Genomic DNA, 25,711 nt, shown 5'->3' with positions numbered 1-25,711 from the left:
GATCATATGACCGATTTGGGCACAAGCCTATGTGCGAGCTGTTAATAAGTGGGACGAGGCAAAAGAAGTGATAGATTTGCTCATCCCAAGAAGGGGAGAAGTTCGTGAATGAATGAAAAGAATATGTGGAGTTTCTATTTAAAACATATAAAAGCTGGCCATCCGTATCCGATTTAAAAGAGGAAATGTTGGGAAACTTAGAGGATAAGGCGGTCCATTTGCAGCCACAGGGTTGGGGTGAAAAAGCAGTGATTCAAGCGGCCAAAAACAGTATCAAAAGTGTGAATGACCTCATAGACGGAAATGTTTCTGTCACTTGAACACATTTCACTTTCAGGCATTTCAATGGGCCTTTTTATATCAACGATTGCCTGGAACACAATCATTCAGATGGTAATCATCCGAATCGGGTCCGTGGTACATGTTTCTCTTTTTCTCATATGCCTGGCTATGGGAGCCGTTTATATGTTTTTTGCAAAAAAGAAAGATCAGCCAAAAAGCTGGTCACGAGACACGACGAACAAATACCTTATCGTATTTTTTTCGGAAATATTCTCCCAGCCATTGAATGCTTCCATATTCCAGGTGGTTTGTCGGTTCGTCCAGCAATAGCAAGTCCGGCGTGTCTACAACGTAAAGGAACGCTTTTCTCTGTTTCATTAGTGCCTTTCATTTGCGCTCTCCCACAATCCTTGCGACAATAACCCTATCATTTTAAAAAAAGGGGCCAAAAATGATCATATTTGAAAACGTCTCAAAGCTTTATTCAGAAAATCGTAAAGCAGTAGATGCATTGAATCTACATATTGATACAGGGGAGTTCTTTGTATTGATTGGCCCGAGCGGCTGCGGAAAAACGACTACGTTGAAAATGATCAATCGTTTGATTGAAGTGTCGCACGGTTCCATTTCCATCAATGGCAAGAATATTTATGATTACAACATCCATGAATTACGCTGGAATATCGGGTATGTTTTGCAGCAAATTGCCCTGTTTCCCCATATGACGGTTGGGGAGAATATCGCGGTTGTACCCGAATTAAAAAAATGTGGGAAAGCCGAGATTCAAAAGCGTGTGGATGAATTGTTGGAAATGGTGGGGTTGGAACCGAAGGTTTATCGGGACAGAAAACCGAAAGAACTGTCAGGAGGCCAGCAGCAGCGGATTGGCGTGGCTCGTGCCATGGCAGCCGACCCCGGTATTATTTTAATGGACGAACCATTCAGCGCGCTTGATCCAATCAGTCGGGAAAAACTCCAGGATGACATTCTTTATTTGCAAAAAACAATCAAAAAAACGATTGTTTTTGTTACGCATGACATGAAGGAAGCACTTAAAATCGCTGACCGCGTCTGTATGATGAAGGATGGAGCGGTAGTCCAAGTGGGGAAACCCGAGGATATTGTTCAAAATCCCGCTAGCGATTTTGTGCGTGACTTCGTCGGAGTGCATGGATCTGCTGAGGATGCGTTTCAGCTTGAGCGATTGATGACGCCAACGTTGTCCGAAGAAAGAAGCTTGTCAGGTTCACCTGTTTCTGTTTCGGCTTCTCTCCAGGAAACATTGTCAAAATTGGCCTCTCACGATCAGCTTTCAGTAGAAAGAAACGGTATAATCATAGGGCATATTGACCGGAAGGCCGTCATTCGTTTCCTGGCTGAAAGGGGCGGCGTCCATGGGTGACTTTCTCAACGTATTTTCCAATCGTCGGGACGACTTGTTGACTGCCTTGGTACAGCATATAGAATTATCGTTTATTGCCATCTTTTTTGCAGTGTTCATCGCCATTCCGGTTGGCATCTTTTTGACAAGGAAGAAGAAAGCCGCGGAAGGAATCATCGGGGTGACAGCTGTTTTACAGACGATCCCATCACTTGCTTTGCTGGGTCTTTTAATTCCTCTTTTCGGCATTGGGAAAGTTCCTGCCATCATTGCGCTTGTCGCTTATGCGCTTCTTCCCATTTTGCGAAATACGTATACCGGGATCAAGGAAGTGGATCCATCGCTTATTGAGGCGGCCCGTGCCATGGGGATGAATGAGCGCCAGCTTTTGCTCAAGGTAGAAATTCCGCTTGCAACACCGGTTATGATGGCGGGAATACGGACAGCGATGGTGCTCATCGTAGGAACGGCTACGCTTGCCGCCCTAATCGGCGCCGGGGGCCTGGGAGATATCATTTTGCTTGGAATTGATCGTAACAACACTTCTCTCATTGTGCTTGGTGCCGTTCCGGCAGCTTTATTGGCCATATTGTTTGATGTACTTCTCCGCAGGTTTGAGCAACTTTCTTTTAAAAAATCTGTTGCCGCCGTCGGGTTGATTACGGCGATCGCCATTATGACACTTGCCGCACCATGGATTGCCGGCGGGAAAAAAGATCAAATTGTGATAGCAGGAAAGCTTGGCGCGGAGCCGGAAATATTAATCAACATGTACAAACAGCTCATCGAAAAAAATACCGATTTGCAAGTTGAACTAAAGCCGGGCCTTGGAAAAACATCGTTTTTATTTAATGCGTTGCAAAATGAGAGTATCGACATTTATCCGGAATTCACCGGGACAGCCATCTCCGAACTTCTAAAAGAAACTGCCGCAAGTACTGACAGACAAGAAGTGTATGAGCAGGCAAGGAAGGGTCTTCTTGATGAGCATGATCTTGTGTTGCTGAAACCAATGGCTTACAACAATACGTACGCGCTAGCGGTTTCAAAGCCTTTTGCCGATCAGCACCAATTGTCAAGAATATCAGATTTGCAGGCAGTCGCGGACGAAGTAAAGGCTGGTTTCACCCTTGAGTTTTCTGATCGGGAGGACGGATATAAAGGCATTCAGAAACGATACGGCCTCACGTTCTCCAACTTAACGACAATGGAGCCAAAACTGCGCTACAATGCTGTGCAAACAGGTGATATTAACCTTGTTGATGCCTACTCGACAGACAGTGAAATCGAGCAGTATCAGCTCGTAGTGCTGGAGGATGACCAACATCTATTCCCGCCGTATCAAGGGGCGCCGCTTATGAGGAAAGAAATAGCCGAAAAATATCCGGAAATCATAGAAGCGCTAAACAAGTTGGCCGGAAACATTACGGATGACGAAATGCGAAAAATGAATTATGAAGTAAATGTGAAAGGAAAGCCTCCCGCGGAGGTTGCCAAAGATTATTTAAAACGAGTGGGACTATAATGAACCGGATATTATGCTGATTTGTCTTTTTCATGAAGGTAGATAAATGTATTCAATATCACTCCTCCTTGCTAATCACTTGTAAGGAGGTTTTTTTTGACTTCATATCGCTGAGGCACATGTTATTTATGCGCCTCTAAAATAGTAAATGGCGGGGAAGTCATCGTTTCCTGCATTATCTGCTTCGGAAAAAGCTTGTCTATCATTTTTCCACTTTATTGTAAGGTAATATTTCCTGAAGCAGTTTCTAAATTCATTTTATATTTTCCATTACCTGAAATACCAACTAGTCCTTTTTTCGTTTGTTCATGTTTGTTCAATGAAATATCAACTGATTGTCTTCCACTATTCGTCTTTAGGTCTAAGTCCAGGTCGGGATTTTGATCGTCGAAATTCACTTCTATATTCCCGCTAGTTGTAACGATATTCACATCACTATGGAATTGTAGAAAGTCAAGCTGAACGTTGCCACTGCTTGCTTTTATTTCTAAATCATGTAGTTGCAATTTTTCACCTGAAACATTTCCGGATGAACCATCTAGTATGACGAGTCCTTTATAATCATTCGGAATATACACTTCAAATTTCGGCTTCTTTCCAATTTTGAAAAGGCGTGTCATATCCCTTTCTACGTCAACGAATAGTTTGTTGCCAGTCTGGTCTAAAGTCACTCCCGGGCCTTGATCGTATAAAGTGATTCGAGCTTCAAGTTCTTGGGCATCACTCGAAAAAAACTTCATATCCGTACTTCCAAAATCTATATAAATCTGATCAATTTCATCTATAGGAGCTTTTTGAATTTGAGTGTCCTTCTCGGTGTTTGTACAGCCTGAAATCATAAATAACATTATGATAATGGGAAATAAAAGTGATTTCACCATCCTGAACCCTCCTTTACATCTAGTATAAAAGATGACGTAAGGTCCTTCTCAACCATTTCAAACAAACAATTTGTCATAGTTGAAAGCGACCTCGCGTCATTTTGTATACTTATACTAGCTGTTCAATCTCTTAACTGGAGGTTTTCATTGTGAAAAAAGAAGATATCCTGATTTATGCATGTGTCATGATAGGTGCTGGTATTGGCTTGTCTTTTGATCATGCAATACCCGGGGTTTTGATTGGCCTGGGTATAGGTTACTTATTAAAAACACTTTTCTTCAATAAGGAAAATGAATAAGGATTCAATAAGTTGGTAATAGATCCATCATCAATGGCAAAATAGTCAGGAATATGTTGAAGGTATTATTACGATATTTCATGATCTTGAACAATGTGGAAAAAGCCTCCTCCCCGCATTATCCGGTGAGGAGGTTATTTTAGTTCTACACGAGAATTTAGAATGTCCTCAAGGATGCCTGTGCAGCTTGGATCTTTTCTGAAATTCAACATGGGTGTTTATGGAAAAAGCGCATGAGTTCTTTATGCGCCTGCTCATGATGGGGGCTTTGCGGATTTTGTATAGTGGTCCTGCGTTGTAGGTGTAGTTTGCTTAAACTGTTTTTACATAAGATGTAAATTACTCGGGTAACGATATGTTCCTTAGGGGTACTGTGAGACCTGGAATGGCGAGGAGGTTTTGGTTTGTTTGGTTAATACCTGCTTTCCATCAATGATATGTAAGGAGCCAATGAAAATTTGAGAATGGGCGAGTATTTTAGAGATAATTTCACTTTATTGAAGGAGGTTCTCTAATGAATCATATAAAACTTGTAACCATTTATGGAAGTCCCACCCCTCCAGGGCGCTTGGCATCTGTTTTGAATGTAGCTGAAAAGTACGCAGTTGGACAAAGCGCCCAAGTGAAACGGACAGGTCCTTCATTGGATGAAAGTGGAAAGTTTTTTTTCTGGCAGGAGGATTCCCTCCGTTTAATAGAGGAAGCGGATGCCATTTTAATTGCTTCTCCGGTGTTTCGGGGGTCCATACCCGCGATTCTCAAGGAGCTATTGGATCTTCTTCCTGTTCAGGCCCTTCGTTCTAAGCCGGTCGGTTTATATGTTGTGGGCAATGCAGCAGAGCATTATTTGGGCGTGGAGCGGCATATCACTGATATTCTCACGTGGTTCGGCGCACTTTACGTACCGGCAACTTGCTATATCACTGCTCCGACTCTCAATGATGGCATTCCTGCAAATGTTATGAGTCAAATTGTACAGCTTGTGGACAGTACATTGATCCTGTCAAAAAGCCTTGGGGGCAAAATATTGGGACCGCCTCCGCTTGCTGAAGTTCATGGGCGTTGATGTTTCGCTATCTGTATTGTTCGGTTTCGTTTTATGGGTAGTTTGTCCCGGGGAATTTCAATAACATAAAAAATACCCCGAGACGGAATAAACAATGATAAATGATGAGGTGGTCAATAATGAGAAAAGTATTAACTTCCGATGAGTTATATGAAGCACGCCTTGCTAGTGGGGTACCGCTTTTTAATGATCAAAAAATGAAGCTTGGCGTATTTGGCAGTAACTGCAGTTATGGCGTCATGGCTTCGCTTGCTCCTTCCACATATGAAGTGACGTGGGATCATACCGTCAAAATTGCAAAACAGGCGGAAGATCTTGGATTCGAAGCAATGGTACCGATTGCACGCTACAAAGGGATGGGCGGAGAGAGTAATTTTAACGGTGAAAACTACGAAACTCACACATGGGCTGCCGGATTGGCACAAGCGACAGAAAAAATAATGGTGTTCTCTACCATTCACGTACCTGCCAAACATCCTGTTGTTGCAGCAAAAGAATCAGTTACTGTGGATCATATTTCAGGCGGCAGATTTGGGTTGAACTTAACTATGGGCTGGTACGCTGCTGAGATGGGGATGTTCGGTGTAACACAACGGGAACATGATGAGCGTTATGCATATGGCTCTGAATGGACAGACATTATGAAAAAACTTTGGACGGTAGACGGAGAGTTTGATTATAAAGGGAAATACTTCGATTTAAAACGGCTGGAAGCAGAGCCAAAGCCAATTCAAGAACCATATCCCGTACTTGTTAATGCGGGGAACTCACCTGCGGGACTAGAGTTTTGTGCCAAAGAGTGTGATTTTAACTTTATTGCTTTTGCCACAGCCGGGGAGGCAAAAGAAACGGCGGCGCGTGTTCGCGGTATTGCCCGTAATCATGGCAAGAATTTGGGGATTTTAAGTTATGGAAATATCATTAGCCGTGAAACAGAAAAGGAAACGCAAGAACTTTATAACCAAATCCTCGACATGGGTGACTGGGGTGTTGCGGAAAGTGTTTCCAAAGGATTAGGTTCGGAAAGTGGGTCATTCGAACAAATTAAGGCTATGCAAGAAAGGTTCATTACTGGCTATGGCGGATATCCATTAATCGGAACTCCGGAACAGGTTGTTGATCAACTCGTAAAAATTTCAGAGGCCGGTGTTGATGGCATGTTGCTCGGCTTCTTGGACTACCACGAAGATTTGAAATTCTTTGGCGATCACATTTTACCATTGATGAAACAAGCCGGGTTGCGGTATTAATTTTACGTGAATGGGAAGGGGCTTTACAAAAAATGCAAGCCCTTCCAAAAATTCCTTGGGAGTGATATGGATGACGAATAAAATGGGGACTTTACCGGTTAGGGCCAATTGGATTAATGGAGAATGGAGAAAATCTGCACAAATGAATGTTGCTACTTCTCCGGTAAATGGTGAAGTGCTCGGCCATTATTATGAGCCAAGTGAAGCAGATGTTCATGATGCTATACAAGCGGCCAAAAAAACTTTTGTCCATTCGGAATGGCGTCATAATCGTCATATGCGGGCAAAAGCATTAAATGACCTGGCAGATCAACTTGAAAAGCGCCGCGAGGAAATGGTTCAGCTTTTATCAAAAGAAAATGGCAAGGTTTTGGGCGAAGCGGAATTTGAGTTTAGCCTGACACCGCCAAAGCTTCGTTATTATGCCGCCTTGGCGTTGACGGATACAGGACAAGCAGCGCAAATTCAGCACGACCTCCATTCCACATTAGTCAGTGAACCGCTCGGCGTTGCCGGTATCATCGTATCGTGGAATTCGCCTGTCATTCTTTCCGTTCGTTCGTTCGCGCCGGCGCTTGCCGCGGGTTGTACTTGTGTGGTCAAAATGCCCGCCCAAACCGCTTTGGTGAACGGCCTGCTTGCGGAGATAATAGCCGACACGCCTTCAATCCCTAAAGGAGTGCTGAACATCTTAACGGAATCAGGCAATGTTGCTTCAAAAAAACTCGTTAAGGCAAAAGAAGTGGAAGTGATCAGTTATACGGGAAGTACACAAGTGGGGCGCAAAATAATGGAAGGTTGTGCCAAACGATTAAAGCGAATGTCGTTGGAATTAGGTGGAAAAACACCGATGATCGTTTTTGATGATGCCAACTTAGATGCAGTTATTCCTACTATTGTAGCGGGGATCACAACATTTACTGGTCAGTTCTGTATGACTGGAAGCAGAATACTCGTTCAAAGTGGTGTCGCTGGTGAAGTCCGCAAACGGCTGACAGAAGTTTTATCAGCCGTTCAAGTAGGTCCCGGAGACGATCCGAGCAGTCAGATGGGTCCTCTAATCGATACGGCCAATGCAGCTCGTGTCGACCAAACAGTGGAAGAAATGATTGCCGCCGGCGCGGAAGTCATTGTCAGGGGAGGCCGGGGGCAAACAGAGGGATCGGATGTTTCTGAACATGATGCTTACTATCGTCCAACCTTACTTGCGACCCAAGATGTGAATTCTCCGCTCATTCAGGAAGAAATATTTGGCCCAGTAGCCAGCTTTGAGATTTTTGAAAGCGAAGAAGAAGCGATTGAAAGAGCCAATGCCACTGACTATGGCTTATCGGCATCCATTTGGACAGCGAATCGCGATCGTTCACTGCGCATGCCGGGTAAAATAGAGGCGGGTACTGTATGGGTCAATGCTTGGGCGGTTGTATTTGATCAATTTGAAGAAGGCGGGTTCAAACAAAGTGGGTTTGGCCGCTTAAACGGAAGGACTGCACTCGCAGAGTTTCAAGAATATAAGCATGTCGTTCAGGCGGGAAGCTAAGGGTTTTCTGCATGTCTTTGAGATTTACAGTCTTCAGCAATGTGGACAAGCCAATCAATGCCAAAAAAATAACTATGTGGGCAGCTTATTTTCTGGCTGCCTAGTTGAACTTCATGATTTTGATCATGTTTACGGACGGGCTGCGGATCGATGTATCATTGTACCAGCCTAATTGTATTTGATCATGTGCCTATTTGAAGGAGGTCATTCGATGTATTGTAACAGCAAAGTCATTCATTTTACAGATCATTCCTTCCAAACATTTTGCAAAGAACATTTTGGCATAAACCGCGGTGTCTATAACACAATTGAAAGTTGGTTTTACACAAAAGGCATGACGAATATTACTAGGCGCCGGTATGCAATATTGGCTTTTTTGGAATTCATGGTGGCGGATTTCCGTCATCAGGAACAAACTAGAATCAGGTTCGGGAGCGGAAGATTAGCCATGAAGTTAAATGAATATTGGTGTGAAGGTGAATTCGCAGGAAAGGATGTGGCCATTTGTGATTAAAACCTATAAAGAAATCATGTGCAGTTATCCAACGGGTGTTTCTATCGTAACAACGATGGACCAAGATAAGCCGGTAGGATTGACGGTTAATTCATTTGCTTCCGTTTCACTGGAACCGTTGCTAGTTTCGTGGTGTATTGATAAAAAATCCAGCAGTCTCCAAGCGTTCCATAAGTCTGATACATTTGCAGTAAATATTTTATCTGGACATCAAAAAGCAGAATGCTTTATATTTGCCGACAGCAAAGAGAGTGATCGCTTTTCCAAAACATCATGGGAACGATCAGCGAATCAGCTTCCCATCTTGAAAGATGTGTTTGCCGTTTTGGAATGTAAAAAAGTACAAGAAATTGAAGCCGGGGATCATATCGTTTTAATAGGAAAAGTGATTGATTTACACAAAACCGATCATAAACCAATGCTTTATTACCAAAGAAATGTAAGCGTTGTTCCTGAATAATACGTCATTGCGTCCAACTGAGATGCACCGAACCTGCCAATAAGTTCCAAGAGGAAAAAAGTAGTTGGATTTCATGGTAAGAAATAATATAATAAACATCATTAAAAAATGATGAAAGCCCTTTCTGAGTAGCTAATTTTCAATTTACTGAATTTTTAGAATAAAACTTTCCGAATCCCCTTTATTACATTCTTTCATTGAGGAGGATTGGCATGCAATTATTACATGGAAACGAACCGTTAAGTAATTTCAACCTGCTTCAATCAAATGATGTAGATTTCTCGCAATCTTTGGTTTCAGAAGTATATTGCGAACATTCACTTGTTCCGGTACACGGTACAAAAGTAGACGCGAAGTTGAATGCAGTAGAAGGGACAAAGTTTACTTTTGGATACTTGACATATGGAGTGGACGCAAAAATTGTTTTACCGCCGCTGCCGCCGTGCTACCATGTGAACATTACATTGGCAGGTAATAGTTGCGTGAGACGAAATGGCAAAACAGCGTATACCGAAGGTATGAAAAGTGGGGCAGTATTGCTTCCAGACGAAAAGGCCAGCGTGTTATGGACAAAAGATGCAAAGCAATATGCCTTGAAATTCCTGAGGGAGAAACTGGAAAATCATTTATCCGCACTTATCAATGAAAGAGTCGATGGACCGATAGATTTTGATCTGACATTTGACCTGCAAAATACTGCGGGAAGGAGTTTGCTCCGAGCCTGCATCCTTCTCCAGGCAGAATGGGAGGAACAAAGCACATTAATATTGTCGCCTGTCGCGCGGCGTCATATTGAATCACTCGTCATGACAAACTTTCTGTTGGCTGCCAAAAGCTCATATACTGAAAAAATTTACGGAATTCACCATCAAAACGAAAGTCCCAGCAAAATGCTTGTTCAAAAAGTAAAAGATTATATAGAAGAAAATGTACACGAACTGCCGGGATTGGCAGAACTGACCACGTATGCGGGAGTAAGTGCGCGCTCCTTGCAAAACGGCTTTAAGCAACATGCCGGGACTAGCCCAATGGGGTATGTTCGAAATATTCGCATGCAACGTGCTCACGAACAGCTTGAAAATGCTTTTAATATGGGTGAAACTGTAACGGATATCGCCATGCGCTGGGGTTTTTACAATGTCGGACGATTTTCTCAAATGTACAAAGCGCTGTACGGCCAAAGTCCAAGGGAAACAATTATGAAGGCCGAAAAGAACTAATATATCTTCCAAATTAATTGCATGACTGCAACTCAAATGAGGAGTGCGTGGATTCAAATAAAGCCGATACATTATGTATAAGTCGCGCTCTATATGAAGGAGTTGAAAGTCTAATAGAGAGCGCGGGGCTGTCTAAATTAAAGGAGTTAAAACTTACAACCCAAGAATGTTGATTTTACAGCATTCTTGGGTTTGTTTTTTAAATTTACAAGCTGAAATATTATTTTTCGGACACCTCCCTTGCAACATATGATATTTAAAACAATGAAAAACCAGAGGTTTGAAGTAGCAAAAACAGATTTGATAAGAGATTGAGGACGAGTAAGGAACTATTTTTGAAAAAGAAGAATCTATAAAAAAATCCTCAAAGTCTCCGTCAATAGTCCTAAAAATAGGTTCTATGTCAAATGTTGGGGTGGAGTGAGATGGAATCTCACCTACCCAACATGACTTCCAATTTTTTTATACTTATGTAAAAGAAGTATTCTTGCCCTTGCCCTTAGGAAGTTCCTAAATCCAAAGGCGTTCCTCTTCATGACTTTCGTCAGGTTATTAATTCCCTCCAAAAAACCATTTGAGTAATCAAATAAAAAGCTGTTTAGTACCTCTGTCTGCCAGTTCTTGAATGTACGGATAGCCTTCACAAATTCAGGGATGCCCTCTTGTTCTACCTTCCTATAAAAATCCATTAATCCTTGCTTGGTTTCTTGGATCTTAGCCTGTCCATTTTCCTTGGCTTGCTTAAACCAACAGCAGTAGGACTCTTTCAACTCGTAAGCCCTGCGAAGCTCTTCGTCCATCCCAAGGTACCTGTCCAAATACCAGCGATCCTCTTCGGTCAGCTTTGCACTGTCTTTGTAAAACACATAGCGCATCCTTTTACATTTCTTCCGATCATAATCATTCCAATCAGACTGGATTCTTCTTCTGACCCCGTCAAGAGCCCAATAAATATAACGGCAAAAATGAAAACGATCTGCTACAATAACTGGCTTCCCCAACGCCTTTCGGACAGCTGCTTTAAAAGAAGGGCTCATATCCATAATGACCACTTCCACATTGGTTCCATGTTTTTGGAGATAATCCTTGATGGTCTTCTTTTTTCGGTTTGGCAAGATATCAATCGGTTCCTTTGTCTCCCCGTCAGCAATAATCAATTGATATTTTCCTTCCTTTGTATCTCCCTTGTACTCATCGATGGCGATCACCCTGGGCAGTTCTTGAACCTCTGTCATTTCCTTTACGGCCAAACGATCAAACCTGCGCATGACAGTTGATACGGAGACACCAAACTGCTGGGCAGTTTCCTTAAATGTCTTCGCTTGCACGATCCGAACGGATACTGCCTGATTCCACTCGATAGAAAGCCGTTGATATCGATGAACAAAAGGATTGTCCTCCGCAAATCTCTTCCCGCACGAACAGGCATAGCGGCGCTTTTTGTAGAAGAGGTACGTCAACCGTTCAAACCACTTTAAATGTTTGATCTTTTGGATCCGGTAATCATGAATTTTCTTAGTCCTTTCCCCACAGCTGGGACACTTATGTACCTTGACAGCCATTTCTACATGAAGCGCAATACGATCTTCCATTTTCTCCACTTTTGTGATCCATACATCTTCAAGGCCGGGGATTTTTATGGTAAAATTCACTTGCACGCAACTCCAATCTTTTCTTGTTTCTAGGCAATTCAAGTATAAAAGAATTGGATGTTTGCGTGTATATTTTTATGTGCAAATTATGTGGAAACCCCAACATTTAGTATAGAGCCTAAAAATAAACCCCGGTATTCTTTTTTCTGCACAAATGAAAAAACGCTCAACCCCTTGAAGGGCAAGCGTTTTGATGAATCGGGATGACAGGATTTGAACCTGCGACTCCTAGCACCCCATGCTAGTGCTCTACCAAGCTGAGCTACATCCCGGGAAAAGCGACATTTTCATTATACGAAAAATAGACATAAAAAACAATGATAATGGGACATTTCTTTTCCGCTGAGATTTTTAGGAGGCGGGTGGGCGGCTCATGGATTCTGAAATACATTTGAAAAAATGATATGCCATCGCACCCAAGGTCGGCAGAGAGGAAGGATCTATTCCTTAAAAGTCACATTCAAAAAGTAGCGATGCCACAATGTTTTTGAACATAAAGCCGGGAATCCAAAGGCGGGATATTTTTCGCTCTATATTTACTTTACAAAACAACATCCATCGCTTAATATTAAACCGTACGGTCGGTTTTTTTGAGTGGCTGTTTTGAATGTTCTGAGGAGGATGAACATGTCTACAGATAAAGGGAGGAAAAAACGAGATCTCATCCTCGACAAAGCAAAAGAGCTGTTTATCCAGCGCGGATATGCCGCTACCTCTATGGAGGATTTGGTCCAGTATATCGGGGTCAGCAAGGGAAGCATATACTACCATTTCAAGAGTAAGGATGATTTGTTTGTTCAGCTTCTTATCCGACAAAATCAGGAATGGATAAACGCCTGGGTTGAGAAATCGGTTGATTTTCCCAGCTTCGAGGAGAAGGTCTACGGTATCGCCGATCATATGGTGGATGATTTTCAGAACCCGCTTATTAAAGTGGGCGAAGAGTTTTACATTAGCAATCCGGAGAACGAAGAGCTGCTGGAAAAAATTTTAGCAATCATACGTGAGCCGCGGAAGCTCTACCGGGACATTTTTGCCGAGGGAGTGAAAGAAGGGCTAGTGCCTGAAGAGGAGCTGGATGACATAGCGATTGTCTTTGCTTCACTGCTGGATGGTCTTGTCACCTCGTTTTATGAACGTTCGACCGATGAGCTTCGTGTATTATACAAAAAGGCTGTAAAGTACTTCCTGCAAGGTGTTCTTCACAACCATAAGGATTAAGCTTGTTGACAGTCCAAACGGTGCCTTTCTTAAAGCGTAAGGAATACCGTTTGTTTTGACATATATTAAACCGACCGGTCGGTTTTCATTCTAGAAAGAAAAGAGGGGATCTTATGAAGCATTTATTTTCCAACCGTGCTTTTGTTTTTCTTATGCTATCTGACCTGATGCAAAACATCGGGATTTGGATTCGAAATATGGCTTTGTTGTTTTTTGTAATGGAAAAAAGTGGTGGAAATCCGGTAGCTGTTTCTTTGTTGACGATCATTGAATATGCGCCGATTTTTCTGTTTTCGATTGTTGGCGGCGTGCTGGCCGATCGTTGGCGTCCCAGACGGACGATGTTGTGGGGGGATATATTAAGTTTTCTTTCCATATTGCTCATTTTGTTTGTCGTTCTGGCGGGTTATTGGCAGGCTGTCTTTATGGTAACGCTCGTTTCAGCGATCGTTTCCCAGTTTTCCCAGCCGTCTTCGATGAAAATCATTAAACGATGTTTGCCGGATGAGCATGTCCCTGCTGCTACGGCATTGTCCCAGACCATGATGTCGCTATTTGTGATTGTGGGGCCGATTGTGGGCACGGCTATTTTTCAAATGGTCGGGCTTGAAGCTTCGCTCATCAGCTTGCTTGTGATATTTGGCGGTTCGGCTTTATTCATCGCATTGATTCCTTCTTCGGTAGATGTGACCGAATCAGACAATGATTCGTCAGGCTCTTTCATGAAGGATTTGAGTGATGGTATGAAGTATGTAAGAAGTCATCAGATGTTGAAAATCATGATGTGTGTCTATGTCATTCTGGCTTTGGGAGCAGGTTTGGTTCAGCCTTTGGATATATTTGTCATTACTGAACGGCTGGATTTGAATATGACTGATGTGCAGTGGTTCACGGCGCTGGATGGCTTTGGCATGCTGGTGGGAGGAATTACTGCCGCTGTGGTTACAGGAAAGCTGAAGGGCTCAACACTGATGTTTATCGGGCTGGCCTTCCTTGGGGTGTCTACCTTCGTGGAGGTGCTTTCTGTCTGGCCTGTACTTACCGGAACGATGCGGTTTTTGACTGGCTTCCTTCTGGCATTGGCCGAGACGGCTTTGATGGCGGTGATGATCCGCCAGGTGGACGAGAAATTCGTTGGCAGGCTGAATGGATTGATGACCCCGATATTTATCGCGTTACTGCTGATTGGTTCGGGAAGCGCGGGGGTATTTATGGTATCGACATCTATCTTTGCTGTGTACTTTACAGCCGGAGTTCTGTTTCTCCTCGCATCGTTTATCAGCCTCAAGCTTCCTTTCTCATCAGAGGTAAGAAAAGATGTCAATGTGATATAGTGACGGTGCAGAAAAGGCAGTTGCGGCTAAAAGCCTCATGATACATCTTCATTGGGGACAAAACAGCAGGCTCAAACCCTGTCACCCTTATCAGCTTAAAAAGCACTTAATCCTTACATTTCAAGGGTTTAAGTGCTTTTTCTTTATCTTACATCATACAATGAAGCAACATATTCCTTTCAATGCGGAAGACGGGCTTGCTTCAATTGACACAAGATAATGTTTCAAAATAATCACTTCCCTAGATTTATTTCATTTTATTTAATAATATGATATTTTAGTGACAATATGATGTCAGGATGTGACAGAGTTGTTTGTGCATATCGTAGATAAAGACATTTATTTAAAGTTGGTAGATTTGAATGACACACAAAGGGTATTTCAGCTGACGAGGGATTCGAGGATGCATTTGAGGAAATGGGTCCCCTGGGTGGATGACACGTATAGTGTGCGGGATACGGAAAATTTTATCAAAGACAGTCTTAAAAACTATGAAGAACATAAAAGCATGAATACGGTAATCGTGTATAAAGACGAAGTGGTCGGGGTAGCCGGTTTTAATGAGTTTGATTGGCAAAACAAACATGCCACCATCGGATACTGGCTTGGCAAAGAGTATACAGGGAAAGGGATCATGACAAGGGTTGTCCGTGAGCTGACGGATCTGGCTTTTACCCAACTGAAGCTGAATCGCGTAGAAATCAGGGTGGCTGATGGAAACAAAAAAAGCAGGGCAATTCCGGAAAGGCTCGGTTTTCAAAAAGAGGGATGCATCCGCGAGGCTGAGTGGCTGTATGAAAAGTTTGTCGACCATATCGTTTATGGGATGTTAAAAAAAGACTGGCTTGCAAAAAAAGAAGAAGGCACCGCCTGACTCCAATGAGGCGTGCCTTTTTAGGTTGAATGGATCTTGATCAATTGTTTGATTAAAAGGTAAAGTTCACTTCTGTTTTCTCTTGTTCTTCATAACCCTTCATATATTTAATGCGTCTTTGGGCGGAAGCCGCGTTTACTTGCTCATCAGCATGGTATGAAGAGCGGACGAGCGGACCGGATTCGCAATGGCTAAATCCTTTTGACAATGCGATTTCCTTGAGTTCTTCAAACTCATCGGGATGGTAATAACGTTCCACTTTCAAATGTTTCTTGGTCGGCTGCAAATACTGTCCGATTGTCATAATATCCACATCATGGGCGAGCAGATCGTCCATCGTTTCAAGAATTTCTTCTTTTGTTTCACCGAGCCCGACCATCATGCTGGATTTCGTTGGCGTGTCCGGTGCAATTTCTTTTACGCGTTTTAATAATTGAAGTGAGCGGTCATACATTGCGCGGGCGCGGACACGTCGAGTCAAGCGCCGTACCGTTTCAATATTATGGTTAAAAATATCCGGGGCACTCGACATCAGTGTTGTTAAACTTTCGTAATCGCCTTTCATGTCTGAAGGAAGGATCTCAATCGTGCATCCCGGGTTTGCTTCGCGGATTCTTCGCACCGTTTCCGCAAAAACGGCGGCACCCCCGTCTTTTAAATCGTCACGCGCCACCGCAGTAACGACAACATGCTGAAGTCCCATAATTTTGACCGATTCCGCGACGCGTGCCGGCTCTCCCCAGTCAAGCTCTGTCGGTAAGCCTGTTTTAACAGCACAAAAACGGCATCCTCTCGTACAAGTGTCACCCAAAATCATGAATGTGGCGGTTTTTCTTTCGCTCCAGCATTCATGAATGTTTGGACAGCGCGCTTCTTCACAAACTGTATTCAGGCTTTTTTCACGCATCAATTTTTTCAGTCCGGTATAGGATTCGTTTGTATTGATTTTAATTTTAAGCCAATCCGGTTTCCTTATGTATTCCTCATTTTTTGCCACTGGCCAGCACCTTCTTTCTAAAATGTAAATTCCAATCGTCAGAGCGATATTTCGCATCAGCAAGTTCACGTACTTCTTCCCATTGTTCATGTGTCAATTCGAAAGGTACGAGTGTCAGACCGAGCTTTTCTTCAAAACCTTTGCGAAATGCTTCTTGAGCCTCTTCATACGTAATACTTTTTCCGGATGCTTCATGAATCGTAATGGCTTTTGTTGAAAAAGCTTCACGTTTGGCGGACCGGGTATCCTCATCAGGAAATTGAAAAAGGTCAAACAATAATTGTTTGTTCATGGTAAGCGGGATGGATCCGTGTTGGAGAAGCACCCCTTTTTTCCTCGTTTGTGCGTGTCCGGAAATTTTTTTTCCATTCACAAGCATTTCGTAGTCGGACGGCCTTTCAAAACATACTGCCGTACGGTCGCGAAAACGTTCTTTCGGAATGGAATATTCGGCGTTGATGCCCAGATTGTTGAAACCCGCCATAATCCCTTTAGATAGCTCGTAATATGCTTCCCGAATGGAAGGCGGGATATAGTCCTTCTTTTCGGAGACTACGACGCTGTAGGTCAGCTCATCATCATGCAAGACGGCGCTGCCGCCTGTTTGTCTTCTGACAAACTCGCAGCCATTGCGCTTAACTCCATCCAGGTCGATTGTCCGTTCTATTCTTTGAAAGTGGCCGACGGAAAGCGTAGGTTTTGACCAGCCATAAAAACGCAGAATGGGAGGGATTTTTCCTTCGCTATGCCAATTCAACAATGCTTCATCCATCGCCATATTTACCGCAGCATCGTTAAAGCCGGAGCTTAACAATCCCCAAGTATCATACATTTCATCAACTCCTAAAGGTGAAACGCTTACGAAGCGAAAAGTCTCAAATATTGCCTTTATCTTAACGAAAGACAGTTTATAAGTAAAGCTTCACGAACTGGAGAAAAACGGTCAAAAAGTATAAATGATGATATTTAAGTTAATGATGCTAAAAACTTGTTTACATATGGAGGTATCCATCGCGATGAAAAATACTTTGTTACTGTTATGGCTGACATCGGCTTTGGCCTTGGTTGGATGTAGTGGAGACGATAATCAGACAATTGATAAAAAAGACGAGGCAGTGCCGACGAGCAGTAAATCCCCGATCAATATTTCATTGATCAACCGGGAAGGGGAGAAAACAGGCGAAGCGGAGCTTGTTGAAACGGATAAAGGCGTGGTAATCCGCGTCATGGCGGAAGGGCTCGAGCCTGGAACAAAAGCCATCCACATTCACGAAACGGGAAAATGCACACCGCCCGATTTTAAATCCGCCGGCGCCCATTTTAATCCTTTCGGCAAGCAGCATGGATTTCACAATCCGAAAGGGTATCATGCCGGGGATTTGCCCAATATTGAAGTTCCGCAAAGCGGCAAGATTGATGTTGTGTTACAAACAGCCGATGTGACGTTAGAAACCGGGAAGCCGAATTCCCTTTTGGATGCTGACGGCAGCGCCCTTGTCATTCATGAAAAAGCCGATGACTACAAAACCGACCCGGCTGGAAGTGCGGGAGACCGGATCGTATGTGGAGAGATTGTGAAAGCGGGGAATGAATCGTAATTCCACCTTTTGAAAACGTATGAATTGCTGATGCCATTTTTAAAATAAGGTTGTCCAGAAAGTCAGTGAAAACGGGCTTCTGTGACAACCTTTTTTAATGTTAAGCTGTGTCTAACCTTTGGAGTGTCATAAGGCTTTTTTACAAATACCGGGCTCTGGAAGCCAGCATATCGACAACCATTCTGGAAGCGGTAATGGCCGTAATATCACTATGATCATAAGGAGGAGCGATTTCAACTACATCAAACCCTACCAAGTTGACTTCTCCGAGCAAATCAATTGCTTGGATCATTTCCCTGACTGTAATTCCGCCAGGTGTTGGAGCGCATGTTCCAGGAGTCTGAGAAGCTTCCAAAGAGTCCATATCGAAAGTAATATATACGCCGTCTGTTCCATCAGAAGCAATTTCAATTGCTTGTTTGACGACAGCTTCTATTCCGTTTTTATAAATATCTCTCATTGTAAAGAGACTAATGTCATTTTCCCGGACATATTCTAGTTCTTCTTTCGGGTTCAAGGAACCGTGTGGACCGATGATAACAGCATTTTTCGGGTTGAAACAGCTTAATTCCATTGATCTTGGGACTGGACAGCAGTGATTCCATTTGTCGCCGCCAACGTCAGGGGCTGTATCCAAATGGGCATCAAACAAGATAAATCCATAATTTGCATTCGGGTTAAATTCTTCTAATGCACGAGTGGCAGCCACTGTCACAAGGTGTTCACCGCCGATGACGACGGGCATGGCTCCTCCGTGAAGAAGTTCCAGAATATCACGTTTTCCGCTTTCAAGTGTTTCAAAGGCATTGCCGATGACAACGTTGATATCTCCAAAGTCGTGTACATTGTACTTTTCGACGACATCCACATCATAATCCAGATGGTAAGGAATATACAGGGATGAACAATCACGAAAACGTCTCGGTCCCATTGTGGAACCTGTCCGGACAATGGTCGTCCCGTCAAAAGGAATTCCGAGAATGCCCGCCTTTACTCCCGCTTCTTTGATGAGTTGGCGGTTCGGCTCCATATATGGTCTTTTCATAAAAGTTGCCAATCCTGCATGTAATACGGTACTCCAAGTATCGTTTGCCATTTTATCTTCCTCCTAAGTGTATAGAGCATTTTATTTGAAAAAGCCGGATGGCGAATTGCCCTCATTATGCCAACAGCTTTTACAAGCGTTTGTTTCAACCGGCGGCGCGATCTGTCTGTTTGTCCTTTTGTTTTGAAAAAGTGTAGCCTCCTTGCCGGTATTTTGAAAAAACAACTTTGCCAGCAATTACATATACAAAGCCTGCAACGACCATAGCTGGAAATGTAGCGGACAAGAGATGGAACAATCCTTCGCCGCTTGCATAAGAAAAGGTTTTCATTCCGCTCATCCAGCCTCCGAGATACACCCAAACAATCATGCCAATCAGTTGGGCACCAATCGCAACTGGGTTAAACCCGTGAAAATATTTATAAATTCCTTTGGGATTATAGCATTCTCTTACATCTATCTTTTCTTTCCTCAAAAAGTAGAAGTCTGCAATTGATACCGCCCAATAAGGACCGGCCAAAAGTCCGACGAAAAGTAAGATATAGTTAAACATATCTTGAAGGCTGGTTGAAAAAATAAACAAGGTTGACGGTAAGGCAAGAGCCAGTGTGACCAACTGATATCTCAATTTTGGAAAAATAGATAAAACAGCCATGACACCTCCATATGTCAGAAGGGCAATCGTCGTAATGTTTCCAAATACGATAATTAAATAAGCCGGTAAGCCTACATCGATTTTTCCTGCCCAAGCGGGAGGTTCATATTCCCCGGTTAATAGCGTAGCCATTCCTCCAACCAATCCAAAAAGGATCCCCATGGCAGTCAGCCCTAAATAAGATGTCCAGTAGGCATGGCGCTGGGATTTGGCAAATTTGTTCCAGGCGCCTAGATAAGGAAGCCATGCTACAGCGAAGGCGACACATAGTTCAAAGACATAAGCTCCGCCCACTTCGAAGGTAGGTTTTACACTTGCCATTGCGCTCCAATTTTCAGGCTGAATTAATTTATATAGAATATAAATGGTTAAGGCAATAAAAAATGGAAATGTGATTTTTGCTAGCGTGAAACCATACTTCGGGTTAATTAATAAAAATACGATCGGAATGGATAGGCCAATCAGTGAATAAATAATGTAATCTCCCGCAAACGTGAATCCACCGGCATAGGTGATCATGACGTGTTTGGCGGATTTTCCGGCCAAGGCGGTTAAAATGCCGACCCAGCCAAAATTAATTCCGACGAGAATCATGACACCGAAAATCGAGCCTCGGATGCCGTAAGTTGGCCTCAAGGCGATGATTTCATCAATGCCATATTTGGCAGACCTTTGCGACGACCACGCTATGCATGTATAGGCTGCCAAGTTTGCAAAAATAGTCAGAAATATGGTGGGTATCAAACCGATTGCCGGAGCATAGTCGCTGCCGACCATGAATGTAACGAGTAAAACGTTTCCACCGCACCAAAGCCAAAAAAGGGAAAAGCCCCCGGCATTCCGATCTTTTATAGGAATGGGCAAAATGCTTGTTCCAGTCTTCTTCATCAAAAATTCCCTCCTTCATCCAGATTCACTTTCAGGAAATGTAAGCTCCATACCATATTAAGGATGCAATAAACGGGATAAAACCAATTGCGATGACCAGCATATGATCTTTTTGCGTTACGTCGTCCACCTCGACTCCTTGTGCCAAGATCTCTTCCAGTTCATGATTCGTTTCTCTATCCATTATTCTCATCTCCCTGTTATACGAATTGTTCTTTAGATGATGCTAGATAAAGATCTTGTCTCCGTTTGGAAATATAACCCAGTTTTGGATCAAGAGTTGTTAGTAGCGGCAAATCCGCTGTTTTTACTCCTTCTTCCTTTTCCATGCTTAGCAAGGCGATTCCCTGAGTGTCAATGACCATGCTGTCCCCGCAAAACTTTAATGATCCTTCTTCACCGAGGCGGTTGCAAATCACGACGGGTATTTCATTTTCCATCGCGCGGCTTTTGGCATAAATGTGATGGTGTCTTTCATACGGTTCCATGTTCGCGTTCGTGATAGCGATCAACTCCGCCCCTTTGATTTTTAATGTTCTCGCCAGTTCCGGAAACTCCACGTCAAAACAAATCATGATACCAATTTTTCCAAGTGATGTAGGAAATACATGAATGTCGGTGCCGGGTGTGAAAAACTCTTTTTCCCGGTCAAATAAATGGGTTTTTCTATAGACTCCTCGTAATTCGCCTTGATCGTCAATCAAGGCGGAGGAGATATAGTAAAAACCGTTATCAATCTCTGCAAAACCGACTACAGTATAAATAGAGAATGTTTTGCACAACTCTTTCACTTTGGTTAAGCTTGGGCCGTTTTTTGTTTCGGCCAAATATGGAACTTGATGACCAATCGCATAGCCGGTCAAAAATAATTCCGGAAAAACAATCATGTTTGATTTTTGTTCCGCGGCTTGTGCAATCGCTTTCTCTAAAAGTTGCAGGTTATGGCTTTTATCCCCCAGCTTTGGGGTTAATTGGGCTAATGATACTTTGATACTTTTCAAGTTTATCCCTCCTGGCTATTACTATTGCAAATAGTGTGCCAATGAGAAAAAGTCTTGTATTTCAAGAAAGTTGTCATATAATAATAACATATTGATGAATATTTTCATCATTTTTTTATTGGAATATCCTTCTTCCTATAGAAAGCGCTTTATTCATTAGTTTTAATGATTATTTTCATTATAATGATTTTTTTCATGATGAGGAGGCGATAAGGGACATGTTACGAGAGGTGGAGAGGCAATATGCAATCATTGTTTTTGACCAATCTACTCAAATAAAAGAGGCGTATGGGGAAAAAAGTTTGATAGCAACATATTTTCCTGATTTATTTAAGAAAGGGTATTATCTAAAGGATATCAATTGGGAGCAGGTTTTTATGAAGACTCCTTCATTTAGGGGAAATAAGCTAGAGCTTCTTCCGGCAACGAATGGCCAACATTTTATGTTGCTGTTTGAATACCTCCAAGAAAATAACTTGTGGATTATGATCATGATGGGCATTGATGGTCTGAACACGCTGCAAACAAAAATATACGAAGAACACAAAACAATTGAGGATGATGAGCTTTTGTATGGCTCCAAAAAAATGCAGCGCATCATTGATATTATTTATCAGGTCGCTGGTGTAAACTCTACGATCCTGCTACTAGGAGAATCCGGGGTTGGGAAGTCAAAGCTCGCCCATATGATACATCGGATCAGCAACCGTTCAGATAAGCCGTTTATGGCCATCAATTGCGGCACAATTCCCGAATCTCTCATCGAGTCCGAATTGTTCGGCTATGAGGACGGGGCTTTTACTGGAAGCAAACGGGGAGGAAAAAAAGGGTTGTTTGAAGAATCGGATACAGGTACGGTTTTTCTTGATGAAATTGCCGAACTGCCGATGAATGTCCAAGTGAAGCTGTTGGATGTCATTCAAGAAAATAAAATTCGAAAAGTAGGAAGCACAAAAAGCCAAACAGTGGATCTGCGTATCATAGCGGCAACGAACAAAGATATTAAAGCGATGGTTGACCAGAAACTATTTCGTGAAGATTTGTATTATCGTCTGAATGTTGTTCCGCTCGCCATCCCGCCTTTGCGAGAGAGAAAGGAAGAAATTCCATCGCTTGTAAACCACTTTGTGAAAAAATGCAACCAAAAGTATGGGCTGAATGTCTCTTTGTCTGCGGAAATGATATCCAGATTGCAATATTATCAGTGGCCGGGGAATATCAGGGAGCTTGAAAATGTAGTAGAAAGAATTGTCGTTACCAATTCCGATGAATGGCTTCCTGGTGAAAGCCATTCCGTCCCCTCTGAGCGGAGTATAGAAGTAAAAGAGTTGATCCCGCTTAAAGAAGCAAAGCAGTTGTTGGAAAGAGATCTGATTTCAAGGGCTTATAAAAAATATAAAACGACTTATAAGGCGGCCGAAGCTTTGGGGGTGGACCAATCCACGGTCGCCAAAAAAATTAAAATGTACAATATTCATAAATAGAAGGGGGCCGCGTGATGGCAGTCATGCGCTTAGCGCTTGCGCAATTAAGAAGTCATTTATATGACAAGAAAACAAATCTTTACAGAATTGCCCAAACTGTTGCTGAAGCAGCCGGGAAACAAGAAGCGGACTATGTGCTATTTCCCGAACTGTACTTGACAGGTTATACTTTAAATGAAAATGTAACGGACCTGGCAGAGCCGATTGAAGGCGAGAGTGTAAATTATATGCGAGAAATAGCCAGTCAACATTCAACGGGAATGATCGTCGGTCTTCCAGAAAAGGAAGACGACCATATATATAATACTGCCATCGTCATTGATAAAAATGGAGATATCATTGGCAAGTATAGAAAAACCCATCTTTTTGATTTCGAGAAACAATGGTTTTCTCCTGGTGATTCTTGTCCGGTGTTTGACACGCCCTTCGGCAGAATAGCTGTCATGATTACCTATGATATGGAGTTTCCCGAAACATCCCGCATTTTTGCCCAAAAAGGAGCGCGCCTTATTTTGGTGCTGGCTGCAAATATGGTGCCGTATCAGACATACCAAAGCGTCTTTTTGCGGGCGCGAGCCATGGAAAACCATGTATTTGTTGCGTTGGCGAATAAGGTTGGATTGGAAAACGACCATATCTTTTTTGGAGAGAGCGAGGTAATCCATCCAACGGGAAAAACCATTTACCAGTCATATAATAACGAATTGATTTCCACGGTGGACATTGACTTTGCCCAAACAAACACGGCGAAGGGGCTGCTTGATTATATTAATAATCGCAGGGTAGACTTATATCGTTCAGAAGGTTTGGTAAACGGAGTTATCAAAGAACAAATATAAATATCGTTTGGGAAGGAATGAAATCCTTCGTGAGGCAACATGATTTTACAACCGGGCCGATTGGAAAGCAGCTGCTCGTTTTCTCGCTTCCGATTTTATTGACGAATCTGCTTCAAGTTTCCTATCAATTTATTGATAGTTTATGGGTGGGAAATTTGTTGGGGGCGGATGCGCTCGGTGCGGTGGCGCTTTCTAGCACGGTTATTTTTACGGTACTGTCCTTTATCATTGGTGTCAATCATGCAACGTTAACGATACTTTCCCAATTAAAAGGGAAAGATGATGAGCAAAGGCTTCGCATGTTTGTAAATGCCTTTGTTGTCATTCTTGGCGGGTTATCCTTGCTTCTCGGTATGGTGGGGTTCGTGTTTGCGAAAAACATTCTACTGTTTTTAGGAACTCCGGATGCAATGCTGGAACAGGCGGCAAGCTATTTGCGAATTAACTTTCTCGGGATTCTTTTTTTGTTCGGCTATAATTTTATTGGCACAGTTTTTCGGGCGCTGGGAAACAGTAAGACGCCACTTCGATTTGTCATGATGGCGGTTATTCTCAATACGATTCTTGATCCTTTGTTCATATATGTTTTTCAGTGGGGGATTGAAGGGGCGGCGTTGGCTACAATCATTGCGCAGGGCTCCGCTTTTTCCTATGGTTTGTTCATAAGTATTTCTCGAAAAATGATTCCGTTTTCCAGGCCGGCGCTTCCGGAAAAAGAAGAAGCTTTGCTCATTTTGCGGCAGGGCATTCCTGCTGGACTGCAGATGACCGTCATCTCTGCCGGCATGGCTGCCATTATGAGTGTTGTCACCCGATTCGGCGGGGATGTTGTGGCCGGATTTGGTGCTGCCCAACGGCTTGACAGCATCATCATGCTTCCCGCACACGCGCTCGGTACTGCTGTCAATAGCATGGCCGGCCAAAATATTGCGGTGAACAAGTGGGATCGGGTTAGGAAAATAACCATTTACGCCACATTTTTGAACTTGGGTGCGATGCTCGTGGCGGCCTTGCTCATATTTATTTTTGCCCGCTGGGGAATCAGGATGTTCATTCAGGATGCGGGAGCGGTTGCATTTGGCACCGAGTATGTGAAAATCGTCGCTTTTTTCTACCCTTTTCTTGGATTTAATTTTGTCTGGAACGGCGTTGTCCGGGCTTCGGGCGCGATGTTTCAAGTACTCGTCCTGAACATCATTTCTTTTTGGTTGCTGCGTTATCCACTCACATTTTTATTCGCCCAATTTTTTGCGGAAAAAGGGATCGGCTATGGCATAGGCACGAGTTTTGTCATCAGCAGTATGCTGGCATTCGGCTACTATAAGTACGGAAAATGGCGGGAACGGGAACTTTTTAAAACAAAAACATAATATCGTCAAAATTTTTTAGAACGAAATGGAAAAAATATTTGGCTCATATTATCTAAAAGCCCATAGTAAAATGGGGTAGGAAGTTCGGGTAAGTGGGCGGTCTTCTTGCTGAACTTCCGCTAAACCCGAAATAGGGATAAGAAAACGCTCGGACGTGACACTGCAGTCTTCTGATTGAACTTTCGTCAAGCTAGCTCAATTTATATTATTTTTATTTATTTCTGGCAGTTTCTATTTCCAAAAAGATATTTACGTTGTAAGATAGGACTATCAAATCATTTTTTAGCCCGGATCAAATTGTGATCCGGGTAGCGTTTTATATTGGAATATGTAAT

The 25,711-nt window shown here is 42.9% G+C and carries 26 protein-coding genes and 1 tRNA gene; 17 read left to right on the top strand and 10 right to left on the bottom strand.

Going from position 1 to position 25,711, the window contains the following annotated elements:
- Nucleotides 1–125: 125 nt before the first annotated feature.
- On the top strand, nt 126–320 hold the full coding sequence (locus NST31_RS09185; RefSeq protein ID WP_339165190.1) for a hypothetical protein: 195 nt from the start codon (nt 126–128) through the stop codon (nt 318–320).
- 184 nt (nt 321–504) lie between these two features.
- Here the strand turns inward: NST31_RS09185 and NST31_RS09180 are convergent, their stop codons facing one another.
- Nucleotides 505–660, bottom strand: coding sequence for a hypothetical protein (locus tag NST31_RS09180; protein ID WP_339165188.1), 156 nt, complete (start codon nt 658–660; stop codon nt 505–507).
- Nucleotides 661–733: 73 nt separating this feature from the next.
- On the opposite strand from NST31_RS09180, the gene NST31_RS09175 reads away from it, so the two are divergent.
- Complete coding sequence (locus tag NST31_RS09175; protein WP_339165187.1) at nt 734–1,684, top strand: ABC transporter ATP-binding protein; 951 nt, start codon at nt 734–736, stop codon at nt 1,682–1,684.
- Nucleotides 1,677–3,188, top strand: coding sequence for an osmoprotectant update ABC transporter permease/substrate-binding subunit OpuFB (opuFB, locus tag NST31_RS09170; protein WP_339165186.1), 1,512 nt, complete (start codon nt 1,677–1,679; stop codon nt 3,186–3,188). Before NST31_RS09175 ends, opuFB begins: the two co-directional genes overlap by 8 nt.
- 215 nt (nt 3,189–3,403) lie before the next feature.
- Here the strand turns inward: opuFB and NST31_RS09165 are convergent, their stop codons facing one another.
- Nucleotides 3,404–4,069, bottom strand: a complete 666-nt coding sequence (locus NST31_RS09165) for a DUF4097 family beta strand repeat-containing protein (RefSeq protein WP_339165185.1) — start codon at nt 4,067–4,069, stop codon at nt 3,404–3,406.
- 149 nt (nt 4,070–4,218) lie between these two features.
- On the opposite strand from NST31_RS09165, the gene NST31_RS09160 reads away from it, so the two are divergent.
- From NST31_RS09160 to NST31_RS09130, 7 genes are all read left to right on the top strand, one after another.
- Entirely contained in the window at nt 4,219–4,368 is a 150-nt protein-coding gene (locus tag NST31_RS09160) for a hypothetical protein (protein WP_339165184.1), read from the top strand.
- A 514-nt stretch (nt 4,369–4,882) separates the two neighbouring features.
- Nucleotides 4,883–5,434 carry an NADPH-dependent FMN reductase gene (locus NST31_RS09155; RefSeq protein ID WP_339165183.1) on the top strand — a complete coding sequence of 184 codons (552 nt, stop codon included), beginning with the start codon at nt 4,883–4,885 and terminating at the stop codon, nt 5,432–5,434.
- A 119-nt stretch (nt 5,435–5,553) separates the two neighbouring features.
- Entirely contained in the window at nt 5,554–6,684 is a 1,131-nt protein-coding gene (locus tag NST31_RS09150) for an LLM class flavin-dependent oxidoreductase (RefSeq protein WP_339165182.1), read from the top strand.
- Nucleotides 6,685–6,754: 70 nt separating this feature from the next.
- A complete protein-coding gene (locus tag NST31_RS09145; protein WP_339165181.1) occupies nt 6,755–8,224 on the top strand; it encodes an aldehyde dehydrogenase family protein in 1,470 nt (489 codons plus the stop codon).
- Nucleotides 8,225–8,435: 211 nt separating this feature from the next.
- On the top strand, nt 8,436–8,738 hold the full coding sequence (locus NST31_RS09140) for a hypothetical protein (RefSeq protein WP_339165180.1): 303 nt from the start codon (nt 8,436–8,438) through the stop codon (nt 8,736–8,738).
- Nucleotides 8,731–9,198, top strand: a complete 468-nt coding sequence (locus NST31_RS09135; RefSeq protein ID WP_339165179.1) for a flavin reductase family protein — start codon at nt 8,731–8,733, stop codon at nt 9,196–9,198. The genes NST31_RS09140 and NST31_RS09135 overlap by 8 nt, the downstream gene beginning before the upstream one ends.
- Nucleotides 9,199–9,410: 212 nt before the next feature.
- The gene (locus NST31_RS09130) at nt 9,411–10,418 is read left to right on the top strand and encodes an AraC family transcriptional regulator (RefSeq protein ID WP_339165178.1); all 1,008 of its coding nucleotides are present in this window, start codon (nt 9,411–9,413) and stop codon (nt 10,416–10,418) included.
- Nucleotides 10,419–10,855: 437 nt separating this feature from the next.
- On the opposite strand, the gene NST31_RS09125 is transcribed toward NST31_RS09130, so the two are convergent.
- Complete coding sequence (locus tag NST31_RS09125) at nt 10,856–12,010, bottom strand: ISL3 family transposase (RefSeq protein ID WP_253191846.1); 1,155 nt, start codon at nt 12,008–12,010, stop codon at nt 10,856–10,858.
- Nucleotides 12,011–12,268: 258 nt separating this feature from the next.
- Nucleotides 12,269–12,342 (bottom strand) — tRNA-Pro (locus NST31_RS09120).
- A 355-nt stretch (nt 12,343–12,697) separates the two neighbouring features.
- On the opposite strand from NST31_RS09120, the gene NST31_RS09115 reads away from it, so the two are divergent.
- The 3 genes from NST31_RS09115 (at nt 12,698) to NST31_RS09105 (ending at nt 15,499) form a co-directional block, all read left to right on the top strand.
- Nucleotides 12,698–13,291, top strand: a complete 594-nt coding sequence (locus NST31_RS09115) for a TetR family transcriptional regulator C-terminal domain-containing protein (protein WP_339165176.1) — start codon at nt 12,698–12,700, stop codon at nt 13,289–13,291.
- A 113-nt stretch (nt 13,292–13,404) separates the two neighbouring features.
- Nucleotides 13,405–14,625 (top strand): MFS transporter, encoded by a 1,221-nt coding sequence (locus NST31_RS09110; RefSeq protein WP_339165175.1) that lies wholly within the window; start codon nt 13,405–13,407, stop codon nt 14,623–14,625.
- A 310-nt stretch (nt 14,626–14,935) separates the two neighbouring features.
- The gene (locus tag NST31_RS09105) at nt 14,936–15,499 is read left to right on the top strand and encodes a GNAT family protein (RefSeq protein ID WP_339165173.1); all 564 of its coding nucleotides are present in this window, start codon (nt 14,936–14,938) and stop codon (nt 15,497–15,499) included.
- Nucleotides 15,500–15,551: 52 nt separating this feature from the next.
- Here the strand turns inward: NST31_RS09105 and lipA are convergent, their stop codons facing one another.
- Complete coding sequence (gene lipA / locus NST31_RS09100; RefSeq protein WP_077113835.1) at nt 15,552–16,496, bottom strand: lipoyl synthase; 945 nt, start codon at nt 16,494–16,496, stop codon at nt 15,552–15,554.
- The gene (locus tag NST31_RS09095) at nt 16,483–17,328 is read right to left on the bottom strand and encodes a lipoate--protein ligase family protein (RefSeq protein ID WP_339165171.1); all 846 of its coding nucleotides are present in this window, start codon (nt 17,326–17,328) and stop codon (nt 16,483–16,485) included. Before NST31_RS09095 ends, lipA begins: the two co-directional genes overlap by 14 nt.
- A gap of 184 nt (nt 17,329–17,512) precedes the next feature.
- Here NST31_RS09095 and NST31_RS09090 point away from each other — a divergent pair, with 184 nt between their 5' ends.
- The gene (locus NST31_RS09090) at nt 17,513–18,094 is read left to right on the top strand and encodes a superoxide dismutase family protein (protein ID WP_339165169.1); all 582 of its coding nucleotides are present in this window, start codon (nt 17,513–17,515) and stop codon (nt 18,092–18,094) included.
- 139 nt (nt 18,095–18,233) lie between these two features.
- On the opposite strand, the gene speB is transcribed toward NST31_RS09090, so the two are convergent.
- The 4 genes from speB to NST31_RS09070 form a co-directional block, all read right to left on the bottom strand.
- Nucleotides 18,234–19,190 carry an agmatinase gene (speB, locus tag NST31_RS09085; protein WP_339165167.1) on the bottom strand — a complete coding sequence of 319 codons (957 nt, stop codon included), beginning with the start codon at nt 19,188–19,190 and terminating at the stop codon, nt 18,234–18,236.
- A 94-nt stretch (nt 19,191–19,284) separates the two neighbouring features.
- Nucleotides 19,285–20,682, bottom strand: coding sequence for a cytosine permease (locus NST31_RS09080; protein WP_077113832.1), 1,398 nt, complete (start codon nt 20,680–20,682; stop codon nt 19,285–19,287).
- A gap of 31 nt (nt 20,683–20,713) precedes the next feature.
- Nucleotides 20,714–20,866, bottom strand: a complete 153-nt coding sequence (locus tag NST31_RS09075) for a hypothetical protein (protein WP_171974031.1) — start codon at nt 20,864–20,866, stop codon at nt 20,714–20,716.
- A gap of 16 nt (nt 20,867–20,882) precedes the next feature.
- A complete protein-coding gene (locus NST31_RS09070) occupies nt 20,883–21,683 on the bottom strand; it encodes a carbon-nitrogen hydrolase family protein (protein WP_083717719.1) in 801 nt (266 codons plus the stop codon).
- Between the two features lie 218 nt (nt 21,684–21,901).
- Between NST31_RS09070 and NST31_RS09065 the strand changes: the two genes are divergently transcribed.
- From NST31_RS09065 to NST31_RS09055, 3 genes are read left to right on the top strand one after another with little or no spacing between them, the layout of a single operon-like run.
- Nucleotides 21,902–23,167 (top strand): sigma 54-interacting transcriptional regulator, encoded by a 1,266-nt coding sequence (locus NST31_RS09065; RefSeq protein WP_339165164.1) that lies wholly within the window; start codon nt 21,902–21,904, stop codon nt 23,165–23,167.
- 14 nt (nt 23,168–23,181) lie between these two features.
- Nucleotides 23,182–24,006 (top strand): carbon-nitrogen hydrolase family protein, encoded by an 825-nt coding sequence (locus tag NST31_RS09060; protein ID WP_077113830.1) that lies wholly within the window; start codon nt 23,182–23,184, stop codon nt 24,004–24,006.
- Nucleotides 24,007–24,035: 29 nt separating this feature from the next.
- Entirely contained in the window at nt 24,036–25,376 is a 1,341-nt protein-coding gene (locus NST31_RS09055; RefSeq protein ID WP_077113829.1) for an MATE family efflux transporter, read from the top strand.
- The last annotated feature ends 335 nt before the right edge of the window (nt 25,377–25,711 follow it).

The organism is Siminovitchia sp. FSL W7-1587 (genome assembly GCF_037963795.1).
In the GTDB taxonomy this organism is placed as follows: domain Bacteria; phylum Bacillota; class Bacilli; order Bacillales; family Bacillaceae_C; genus Siminovitchia; species Siminovitchia thermophila.
This window is presented reverse-complemented; position numbering and strand designations above follow the sequence as displayed.